The sequence below is a fragment of the Tardiphaga sp. genome, from assembly GCF_028290785.1.
GTDB lineage: Bacteria > Pseudomonadota > Alphaproteobacteria > Rhizobiales > Xanthobacteraceae > Tardiphaga.
On record NZ_JAQGJD010000411.1, the window covers coordinates 1 to 10,906 of the forward strand.

Annotated in this window: 10 protein-coding genes and 1 pseudogene; 8 read left to right on the top strand and 3 right to left on the bottom strand. The window is 59.7% G+C overall.

Annotated features, from left to right (window positions below; translation table 11 throughout):
• The 3 genes and pseudogenes from JWR89_RS25810 to JWR89_RS25820 all read left to right on the top strand — a co-directional run.
• Positions 1-686, top strand: a pseudogene (locus tag JWR89_RS25810) (acyl-CoA dehydrogenase); the annotation flags it as partial.
• Positions 687-1,427, top strand: a complete 741-nt coding sequence (locus tag JWR89_RS25815) for a PIG-L deacetylase family protein (protein WP_299721043.1) — start codon at positions 687-689, stop codon at positions 1,425-1,427.
• On the top strand, positions 1,424-2,002 hold the full coding sequence (locus JWR89_RS25820) for an SAM-dependent methyltransferase (protein WP_299721044.1): 579 nt from the start codon (positions 1,424-1,426) through the stop codon (positions 2,000-2,002). The genes JWR89_RS25815 and JWR89_RS25820 overlap by 4 nt, the downstream gene beginning before the upstream one ends.
• Here the strand turns inward: JWR89_RS25820 and JWR89_RS25825 are convergent.
• Entirely contained in the window at positions 1,935-3,131 is a 1,197-nt protein-coding gene (locus JWR89_RS25825) for a glycosyltransferase (RefSeq protein ID WP_299721045.1), read from the bottom strand. The two genes, JWR89_RS25820 and JWR89_RS25825, sit on opposite strands and share 68 nt — an antisense overlap.
• Positions 3,132-3,398: 267 nt before the next feature.
• Here JWR89_RS25825 and JWR89_RS25830 point away from each other — a divergent pair, with 267 nt between their 5' ends.
• From JWR89_RS25830 to JWR89_RS25845, 4 genes are all read left to right on the top strand, one after another.
• The gene (locus JWR89_RS25830) at positions 3,399-4,532 is read left to right on the top strand and encodes a DUF2252 family protein (protein WP_366143016.1); all 1,134 of its coding nucleotides are present in this window, start codon (positions 3,399-3,401) and stop codon (positions 4,530-4,532) included.
• Positions 4,533-4,676: 144 nt separating this feature from the next.
• A complete protein-coding gene (locus tag JWR89_RS25835) occupies positions 4,677-4,871 on the top strand; it encodes a hypothetical protein (RefSeq protein ID WP_299721047.1) in 195 nt (64 codons plus the stop codon).
• 297 nt (positions 4,872-5,168) lie between these two features.
• Positions 5,169-5,405, top strand: a complete 237-nt coding sequence (locus tag JWR89_RS25840; RefSeq protein ID WP_299721048.1) for a hypothetical protein — start codon at positions 5,169-5,171, stop codon at positions 5,403-5,405.
• Positions 5,406-5,864: 459 nt separating this feature from the next.
• A complete protein-coding gene (locus JWR89_RS25845) occupies positions 5,865-6,152 on the top strand; it encodes a hypothetical protein (protein WP_299721049.1) in 288 nt (95 codons plus the stop codon).
• 757 nt (positions 6,153-6,909) lie between these two features.
• Here JWR89_RS25845 and JWR89_RS25850 read toward each other — a convergent pair.
• Positions 6,910-8,004, bottom strand: coding sequence for a YihY/virulence factor BrkB family protein (locus JWR89_RS25850; RefSeq protein WP_299721050.1), 1,095 nt, complete (start codon positions 8,002-8,004; stop codon positions 6,910-6,912).
• An 883-nt stretch (positions 8,005-8,887) separates the two neighbouring features.
• Between JWR89_RS25850 and JWR89_RS25855 the strand changes: the two genes are divergently transcribed.
• Positions 8,888-10,078 carry an MFS transporter gene (locus JWR89_RS25855; protein WP_299721051.1) on the top strand — a complete coding sequence of 397 codons (1,191 nt, stop codon included), beginning with the start codon at positions 8,888-8,890 and terminating at the stop codon, positions 10,076-10,078.
• A 401-nt stretch (positions 10,079-10,479) separates the two neighbouring features.
• On the opposite strand, the gene JWR89_RS25860 is transcribed toward JWR89_RS25855, so the two are convergent.
• On the bottom strand, positions 10,480-10,906 hold a 427-nt coding region (locus JWR89_RS25860), incomplete at its 5' end, for a carbohydrate porin (RefSeq protein ID WP_299721052.1).

Consider the following 10,906-nt stretch of genomic DNA (forward strand, 5'->3'; position numbering starts at 1 on the left):
GGGGCCGCAAGATCCTGGCGTCCGGTGCCGGCCTGGTGACACGCCCCATCGTCACCGCTAAAAGCGTCGATGGGCAAATCATGTGCCTCCTCGACCTTTCTCAGAATTCAAAGGTCGATCTGAGCGGATGGACCGCGCAAGGCATGAGATCGACGGCCACTGGCGCGATCGAACTGTCCGGCATCTCCGTTGGCCCTGACGAGATGATCGGATCAGTCGGTGACTTCACGCGGCAACCGCATTTTTCCGGCGGAGCCTGGCGATTTTGCGCGGCGCATCTCGGCGCGATGGAACGGCTGGTTGCCCTGTTTCGCGATGATCTGATCTCGCGGGGCCGCGGCAATGACCCGTATCAGTTGCAGCGGGTCGCGCAGTGCGTGGCTTCCGCAACGACTGTTCGGTTTTGGGTCGAGGAGGCCGCGAGACGGCTGGGAGCCGACGACTGCGATCCGGCGTCGGTGGTTGCCTTCGCAAACCTGACGCGCATGGTTACCGAGAGATCCGCGCTGGATGTTATGGAAGCTGTGCAGCGCGGCGTCGGCCTTGTATCTTTCATCCGACCAAGCCCGATCGAGCGCATCTGCCGGGACCTTTCGACCTATCTGCGGCAGCCCGTCCCTGATCTGGCGATGAGCGACGCCGCCCGCGCGTTTCTTGGATCGACGTCTCCCATGGGAGAATTTTAATTGACGGCCGGAGAATATCTCGAGGCAATACGCCAATTGCCGCTCGGCTCGCTTCATGACCTGACGCAGGAATCGCCGTTCTTGGTGTTGTCGCCGCATCCGGATGACGAAACCCTTGGTGCCGGTGGGCTGATCGCGGCCGCGTGCGCCGAGGGACAGCGGGCAAATGTCGTGGTGGTCACCGATGGATCGGGATCACATCCGCGGTCGCGCCGTTTTCTACGCCAGCAGTTAATCGCGCTCCGGCACGCCGAAGTGGCCGCCGCTGGATTTCTGCTCGGCCTCGCGGACGATCGTGTCACGCATCTCGGCCTTCCCGATACCAAGGCGCCGTCGTCGGGCGCCGCCTTCGACGCGGCGGTGGTTACTATCACCGAGACGTGTCGCGAGGCCGGCGCCAAATCGCTGTTTGTGACGTGGGATCTCGATCCGCATTGCGACCACGAGGCCACCGCGCGCATGGCGTACGCAGTGCGGCGGCGGATGCCGGAGCTACGGTTGTGGGCCTATCCGATCTGGGGCTGGCATCTAGAGAGTTCGCTGCCGCTCGACCGCGCCCCACCGCGTGGCTTCCGGCTCGATATCGCTTGCCAACAGGATATCAAGCGCGCGGCCATCGCCGCCCACATCTCCCAGATGACCGACCTCATCGACGATGACCCGGAAGGCTTTTGCTTTACCGAGGCAACGCTCGCGCCTTTCCTTGGCTCGTTTGAATATTTTATCGAGGTGGCCGCATGAGCCGCAAGACAGGGACCCTTCCACCGGAATATTTTGAAGAGAAATATCGTGCGGATATCGACCCGTGGCAATTTCGCACTAGCAATTATGAGCACGAGAAGTATGTGGCCACGATAAGCGCTCTTGGCCAGTCGCGATATATCAGCGCGCTGGAGATAGGCTGCTCAATCGGCGTGCTCACCGAATTGCTGGCCAAACGATGCGACACGATTATGGCGATCGACGCGTCGGCAACCGCCATCGCCGCGGCGCGCGACGCGAATATCCGGAATGTCACTTTTGAGGTCGGCACGCTCCCCCGTGATTTCCCGGCGGGACAATACAGCCTTATCGTGCTATCGGAGGTTCTCTATTATTTCGTAGAGGCCGACCTTTGGACAATTGCAGCACACTGCACAGATGCTCTTCTGCCTGGCGGCGAGATTATCGTTTGTCACTGGCTCGGCGAGACGAACTATCCATTGACCGGACGGGCTGCTAGTGAACAGTTCGCGCGGGCTGTCGCCACTAGATTGCCCCAGCGAGTGCTGTTGCGGGATGATGTATATCGGTTGGAACGATTTTCTGCTCCCTAACCGGCAGCCGCAATCGCCGGAGGATCATTTTCGCCATGGCGATCTGCCGCGGCAGGTCGGATGGGCGCAACGGCTGGCCGCGCTGCAGGATCGGCGTCTTGCTGCACATCCGCTGCCAAGCATCCTCGAACGTCTCCCCTAGCACCGGGTCCCGCGTGACCGCTGCGGGCATGCGCCAGCCGCAGGGGAAGCTGGGCGACCACGAAGCGTCGTTGAGGAATCTACGTAGCCGGCCCCGGTAGATTGCGCGACGCGTGGCCTGAAGCGCCGGTTCGAGATCATCGTCACAAGGCGCGTCCGGCACGGCGTGCCGTAGCCGCATCGTGTCCGCTGCCCCGCCCCGGGCGCGGCCGTCGAAACGGCAGGAGGTGGAGACACTGACATCCATCGCATGGCGGACTTTGAACCCTGCGCGGTCCAACGTTTCGGTTAATGCGGAGTCTTCGCCCACCAGGCGCGGCGGCAGCCCGCCGATTGCCGTATAAGCCGCCAGCGTCACCGCTAAGCTGGCGCCGGACGACACGCGGTGGTTCGGCCAAGGATCATGCGGCCGCTGATCGCACCGTGCATATATCTCCGCAACGAGCCTGAGATAGGTATCCTCGAGCCGGCCGCGGCCCAGAAAGGCGCGCCCGAGACTAACCAGTTCGAGCGGATTAGCGTCGATGTAACCCGCCACGCAGTCCACGCCCCGGCCAAACTCTGCCATCGTGGCAGCAAACCATGTCGGCGCTACACAGCTATCGGCATCCGTTGTCAGAATAAGGCCCGTGGCACCTCGCGCCACGAGGGAAGCCGCTGCTAGATCCATCGCGCGCTTGCGCGCCCAGCCGGCGCTGAGCTTGCCCGGCGGCAGACTTTCTTCAACAACCCTGACGGGGTGCGGTACCATAGCTGCAAATGCCCGCGCCAAATCTGCGGTCGCATCCGAGCAATTGTTAGCGAAAATCAATACCTCGAAATCACCGTCGGAAATCGGAGCGCCGGTCGCATCGCGCTGCATCGCCAGCGCCGCAAGGCAGCGCTCAATCTGCCCCCCTTCATTGTGGGCCGGGATCGCAACAATAGCGGGCCGGTGCGAGCCGAAAGGCGCCTGATGCTGTATGGATGGAGGATAAACGGAGATCATTGCTCTGCTACCGGATTGCCGTCGTCACAAGTAGCGATAGCAAATTCGGTTCCCACCGTGTCCCCCGACACGCGTATTTTCGCAATGCCCATTATGTCGGTGTCCGGACCTCTAAAATTATATGCGTCATGAACGTGTAACAAAACGTCGCACCGTGAGTTACCACGCGCCCTATCGGCAAAACCCGGGTGCTTATTTATGACGTCCAAAAACGACGTGCGGCCTACTGATCGTATTTCAGCGCTGCGGCTGCAACAGTCGCTGAAGATGGCGCGATCGGCCCACGCCTATGTGCGCGGCTCAACGGTACAGTTCTACGATTGGCTCGAATCGCAGAAGCGCGGCTCGCTGCCGGAAGGTCCCGCGGTCTGGATCTGTGGCGACTGCCACGCCGGCAACCTCGGTCCGGTGGCGGCGCTGGATGGCCGCGTCGCCATCCAAATCAGGGATCTCGACCAGACCGTCATCGGCAATCCGGCCCACGACATCATCCGTCTGGCGCTGTCGTTGGCAACCGCCTCGCGAGGCTCCAATCTGCCCGGCGTGACGACTGCGCATATCATGGAGCAGGTGATCGAGGGCTATCAGGCCTCGCTTCGGCAAGATACCGACGCGCTGGACGACGCCCCAAAGGCAGTGCGGTTTACCGTGAAGCGGTCGATCGCGCGTTCTTGGAAGCATCTGGCCAAAGAGCGGCTGTTCGACACGCGGCCGACGATCCCGCTCGGCTCGAAATTCTGGTCGCTGACCGAGGGCGAGCGCAACGACATTCACGTGCTTTTCAAGCGCCCAGCGTTACTCCATCTCGCTACCTCGCTGCGATCGCGCGACGACGATGCGAAGGTCGAAGTCCTCGATGCGGCTTATTGGATGAAAGGCTGCTCGTCGCTGGGCTTGAAACGTTATGCGGTGCTGCTCGGAATCGGCTCGGGAAAGAAGCGCGGTTGGGCGCTGATGGATGTCAAAGAGGCCACCGCCGCCGCGGCCCCGCGCTACACCGGCGAGAAGATGCCGAAGGACCAGGCCCAGCGGGTCGTGGCCGGCGCGATGCATCTGTCGCCGCATCTCGGCAAGCGAATGGCCGCGGGCATCATCCGAGAAAAGCCAGTCTTCATCCGCGAATTGCTGCCGCAGGACCTTAAAATCGAGATCGAGCAATTGAGCGTGCCGGGGGCGATGAAGGCGGCAAGGTTCCTGGCCGGCGTTGTCGGCAAGGCTCATGCGCGGCAGATGGATGATGCCACACGCATGAAGTGGGCCGCGGAGCTCGAACGTCACCGCAGCAAGACGCTGGATGCGCCGTCATGGCTATGGTCGAGCGTTGTGGCTCTGATTGGTCGTCATGAAACCGCTTACCTCGAACATTGCCGCCGCTACGCTACGCAGCAAAGCCCCGCTTGAAGGAAGCAATCACAGCGGCATACCAACAGTAATTTTTTATTGCGGCAGTACTTTGTAATGTCCCACGTTCACTTTTATGACAAATCTTGGCTAAAGCCGACGTCTTCTGTCCCGAGGAGCTTAGTGGTTTACCCGAGGTCAAAAATGAAACCGCTCAATTTAGACGAAGAAGCCGAACGCACGGCGCTGATTGCGGAGTACGTGCGATTGAACAACAAGGCAGCTGAAGCGCTGCGTTCAGACAATTGGCGGGCTAGACCCAATTGGCATCTGCTGTACGATTGCCACGATGAATTGGCGCAAGTTGTCGCTCGAATGCGAAACTTGAACGGTCACTAACTGTCTGCCCACGGCGCGGCGAAGTTGATCGGCGTCGCACGGCATAAAGCCGGCGCATTGGCCCCCCCCGCCAGCACGACTCCCGCGGTTTGCGACGGGGTTGCGTCATGGGGAAGGCGCCGGATGATGCTGCCATTCGCTCTGCACAGTACATCATGACGAGTATTACCGGCATTGATGGGAAAGGTGGGAACAGAAGCACGGCACACACGCCGAGCATCTCGCAACAACCTTTAGACAGCTTGGTGGAACCTGAGAGGGGGTCCTCTGTTGGCCTCACGAATCGGAGGAAATGCAATGGCGAAGAAGACTAAGGAAACACCGTGGGATAAGCCGAACCCGAAAACGAAAGCGGGCAGGAAGTCTAAGAAGCTTTCTCCGGCGAAGAAGGCCGGTGCGAAGAAAGCGGCCAAGAGGGCTGGTCGCAAGTATCCTAGCCTGGTGGACAACATGAACGCGGCGAAAAGGAAAAGGAAGCCCACCAAGAAAACTAAGAAAGTCAAAAGGGCCAGAAAGAAACACGCAGCCGAATAGGCAGTTATCCTCAGCAAACGACGGCTGCCACGTGGCATCCGCCTCGTCCTCGTTCAGCTCGACCCCCCCCGTTCGTCAGCCGCAGCTTGCGGCTGCGGCTTTTCCGCATCCCTTCCGGTCGATGGATTGAACGTTGCCATGTCACAACAATCGCCCTGCCTGCCCCCTGACTGAATGAGCTCTTTAACCTTGGTGGCCAAGGCTCGCTGGAAACGAGCACGTACGTTAGGCTCACCGCAGCGACTTTGCTAAACAGGAAGGTGGCATGGCAACGGCGGGCCTTCTTCGAACTAAACCTTCGCTGCGATCCATTTCGAGATCTGCTCCGCATTCCTACCCCCGACAAGTTCGGTTTAAGCGGCTACGGATCGTAGAGTTTCAGAATAAATACTCGGGGCCGCCGGAACGTAGTTGTTTGGACTCCATTGCACCGGCACGAAACAACTGAAGGAGATCAAAATGAAGAAGATTATTTTGGCGACCGCGATTGTTACCCTCATTTCCGGCGCTGCTTTTGCGCAGTCCGGCGCCAACCCGTCGGCACCCCAGCCCAGCTCAACGGGCATGGGCGTTAATCAGCCCGGGACTACGGGCACTGGCACCGCCGCCGACCGTCCCGATTCCAAGGGCGGCATGACCAATAACGGTATGTCCAACGGCACGACCGGCATGAACAACAACATGCAGCAGGGAGGCGAATCGAAGGACGGCATGGGCCAGCAGAACAAGGGCGGCATGTCTAAGTAACTAATGAAGCGCCCCTGATAATCGTCAGGGGCGCTTTTGCTCTTTGGCGTTGGCTCTGTTGTATCCCCGGGCGCATCCGCTTCAAGCTCACTCTTGACGCGATGCCAGAAGTCGTCCGCTCGCCGCCTTCCGGCTTGCCTGCCTTCTCCCAACGCCGGTGAGCATATTCTCGAATTATTCGTCTAAATATTCTGGCATTGGCCTCTTCCTGGTTACGAAAGAAGAAACGGGGCCGAAAAGCGTTCCTGGTTTATAAAGCGGCCGCTTCAATGATTTTGGCAGCCGTAAATTGCATGGTAATGCCTGGGCCGCCTCGCGCGTTCAGTCAGCGTAGTGAAAGCTGAGGGCGTGCAAGTCCCCGAGCATGCTGGAGTAAATGAGGAACCCGGGGGCTGACCATCGCGTGCATCGCGCGGCCAAATCCCGTATAAATCTAACTGCCTGTGACCCCAAGATCGACGCCAAGGCGGAGCCGAGAACTGTCAGCCGCAGTGTCGCGATGGGAAGCTGTTTCGACGGCGGTGACATCTGCCGGCGATGCGGCGACCGTCGTGTTGCGTCGGACGCCGTCAGGTGCTGGGAGATGCAACACGTTCGTCTTTGCCCGGAGCCGGCTGCTGGCGTTAGATGCCTTCGCCTGCTCCCCGCTACTCAGATTGTCCGCTCTCGACATATACATCACATTGCGTGGGGCGGATCGGTCGAAACTACCCGGAAAGTATGGCAAGCCAAGATAGCATCAGGCTGCGTATGCGGTTCATCGTGTGCCGCCGACCGTATCGGCGACTTGAGCGCCACGTTCGCCCATCGGCTTACCCGACCCGTCGGTGCTGTCCGCGGCGGTCTGGTGTTCAAGCTCCGAGTTGAGTTCCGCACCGAACAGCACGACGATGGTCGACATCCACATCCACATCATCAGGCCGATCGCCGCGCCCAGCGATCCATAGGTCGCGTCATAGCCGGCATAATGCTCCAGATAATACGACAGCGCTACCGATCCGAGGATCCAAGTCATTGTCGCCAACGCGCTGCCGACGGAAACCCATACCCACTTCGGAGTCTTTCGGCTCGGAGCGAAACGGTACAGCACCGCCAAACCCAGCATGACCATAATGGCCAGGGCAGGCCACCGGCCGTACTGCAATGCGGCATCAGCCACCGGCCCTAAGCCGATCGTCGAGAGTGCGATCGGCGCAGCGATCACCAGCCCGATCGACGCAAGGATTGCGAACAGGCCGCCAAGTGTGAAGGCAAGTGACACGGCGTTCAGCTTGACGAAACCTCGCTTCTCCTCCTCGTCATACACGACGTTTAGGGCATCGATGATCGCCTTCATCCCACCATTGGCGCTCCAGACCGCAAGGAGAAGACCGAAGGCGAAGGCGAAGCCGAGCTTGGTATCGCCCTTCGCCAGCACCCGGCCGACCTGGTCCTGCACGATCGAAAACGTCCCCGCTGGCAGCACGTTGGCAATGAAGGAAAGGTGCTCATTGATGGTTTGAGGATCGGCGAATAATGCATAGGACGACACAAGCGCCGTGACCCCCGGGAATAGCGCCAGCAATCCGTAGAAAACCACGCCGGCAGCGACGGCGAGCAGCCGGTCCTTTCCGATCTGCTCGCCGGTGCGCTTCAGGACGTCTTTCCAGCCGCGAGCGGGGATTTCGGTCGGGGAGTCGGCTTGGCGTCCGTGGCCGGAGTCGCCACCGCCGGCCGGCTTCGAAGATGCGCGCCGGTTGTCCGCGGCTTGGACCTCACCTTCAGGAAGTGCGAAAGCCACAACGGCCGCGAAAGCGAGAAACGCCAGCGGCAAAAGCATGGAATCTTCACGTCTGTCGGATGTGGGAAGCATGAAATGTCCTCGTGGTGCGCGCCGTCCTGCGGCAAATGTTTTAACGCGGAAATTCGAACGTGGTTGCGCAGCCACTGGCCCCTCTGCGGGCGCCTGCGCGCCGATGCATTTTTTCGCACCAACGGATCATCGAATGATACGCGCTCCAACGTTCTCCCGAAGCCAGTAGAAAAGCCGCCGGACGAAAGCTCAGCGTTCATTATGCATTGGCGTTGGTCCAATCATCTTTGACGCCACACATTCATGGGTACCCTTGGCCGAACACTGCGGAGCGATCGCTAGGACATGCCGCGCGGTTGAGGAACCAAAGCGAGCGGATGTACTTGGAATGTCCCAGCAAGAGAGGAAGCGAGATCCAATCATCGTCGCCGTAGCCTAGCAGGCTTGCCCGTCAGTTCCGCATTCGCGCAACGGCAGGCGAAAGACGGCCTGAACAATGCAGATGTGAACACTACGTGGGAGACTATTTCCGCTGCGCCAGTGCCGGTCGGAACAGCTTTACAGGGGATCAAGGCGAAGGGACGCATCGCGGCTGCCGGCTTTACGACTATTTCGGAACTGAAGCGATGGCGATTGACGCGGCACGGCCATGAAAGCCCCCGGACTCATGGCACGTGAGTTCCTTCCAAATAGGTCGAAAGACATCAATGACGACGACCATTTCACGACTTATGATCGGTATCCCGAAGTCCAGCGCTCTGTTGCGGCTTTCGAGCCGCCGGAGTGCAGCATTTCAACATCAACATCGTCCCAACAATTCCGCAGAGTGGTATGGCGTTCCTGGCACTCGGTGCAACCGGAGTATTGTTTGGGCATCGCGCGCAAGCGCACACCATCCAGAAGGCGAAGCTAAAGTCCGCCGGCCACGAAGCCGCCTGGCGTCATGAGCACCCCCCTTGAGGCAAAGACCGTTTTATCGCCTGCCAACTCGCTACCAGGCTTTCTACTGCTATATGCCGCGCTCTATGCTGCGTATGGAACCGAGTCAGCGTACATGCCGGCTTTCCTGGGCAGTCACGGATTATCGGCTGAGCAAATCGGGCTGGTTCTAGCTGCAGGAACCATTGTGAGGATTGCAGCGGGACCCGCCGCGGGTCGCCTAGCCGATCGTCTGGGCGCGCACAGGTTGGTTGTCACCACATGCGCCAGTTTGTCCGGAGTTATCGGGCTCGCGTATACCCTGGCCTTCGGGTTCGGTCCGCTGCTTGCGGTCAGCATGGCACATGCCTTCACGACTGCGTCGTTGGCGCCATTATCCGACGCTATGTCGGTAACCGCATCGGCCAACGGACGTCAATTCCAGTATGGCTGGGTGCGAGGCGCGGGCTCGGCTGCGTTCGTCGCCGGGACTCTGTTGTCAAGTCAACTGATCGATCGCTTTGGGCTTTCCTCGATCATCTTTAGCAGCAGCACTCTTTTTCTTGTCATGGCGCTATGCGCTATGGGGGTCCGAACACCGGCTGCCGATGAGAACACCACAGAAAAAACCGCGTCCGGCGCATTTGGAGCCCTTTGGAAAATAGCGGCGTTCCGCCGACTGATCCTCGTGGTCGTGCTGGTGATCGGTAGTCACGCCCTCAATGACACCTTTGCAGTGATCCACTGGCGCGAGGCAGGTTTCGGCACCCTAGCAATCAGCATCCTGTGGTCTGAATCTGTGCTTGCTGAGGTCGCCGTTTTCTTGTTTTTCGGCCCGTGGCTGATGGGCCGTCTTGGCCCTCGGGGCGCGGCCGCCCTTGCGGCCTGTGCCGGTATCGTCCGATGGACCGTGATGGCAACTACAACTTCGGTGCCCGCACTGGCTGGTGTCCAGGCGCTGCATGGTTTGACATTCGCTCTATTACACCTTGCCGCCATGAGCATTATCGCGCGAACTGTGCCGAATGGTCTGTCGGCCACTGCGCAAACCGTCTACGGTACAGGCGCCCTCGGTATTGCCTCTGCGGTCATGACGGTGACGTCGGGTTATCTCTACGGATGGTTTGAAGTTCAGGCCTTCTGGGCAATGGCTGTGCTCTGCGCTATAGCCCTCCCGTTGATACGCGGCATGGACACACCAGCATCAGGCGCGTGAGACCGGGTGTCGATTCAATCGGTCGAGAGCCTCGTCACTCCTAGATAGCAATCACCCAAAAGCTCAGCGGGTTTAATGAACACTCGGCACCCGCAGACAAAATGAGCGCGCTACCGGAAAGAACCGTCGAAGTTGGATACTCGGGTTGCAGTGGGTGTAACGCTCTAGTTCGTTTCGATCCGGGTCGACCCTGTTGGACAGCCTTGCACGGTCCTTCGCTGAGGTTACAACGATTCGATCCTCAATTGGGTCAGGAACAACTGCCACGCTTGGCGTCGGACCCTTGTGGACTTTCCCTCGCAGCTCTTGCTCAATCAAAAAGACCAAATCGTCCGCGGAAACCGTTTTCTTTACAATGTGCCCCTCAGCGGTTCGGTGCGACAGTCTCCTCGCCACGCCGATCAAAATTTGACTACCGTTCTCAAACCGAAAATGACAGCGTTACCAAGCCGACGGCCAGGCATGCCGCTTTTCAATGGATCGGCAGCCCCCCCTCCCGGCCGCGCGATAAATTGAGCGTTCGGCTGTAGCAACCACCCCGAACGGATTTCATAGGCGTAGGCAGCGGTCACTAGCGCTTCCGACGACCGGCGCGCGAAGGTCGGATCGAGGAAGAATTGGTAGTCTCGGTCAAGCGCTTGAACGGCGCGCGAGACGTGTGCATAGGCAACAGCGATGCCGAACTTGTCGTTCGGTCGAGCATCAAACCATCCGTTCCCTTGAAAACCCACGTCGGCATAGACATCAATTAGGTTTCGATCTGGCGGGCTCACCACCGCACGTGCGAACACGCCAATACCGCGATCCTCGTCGTCACCTCTTGCGGCC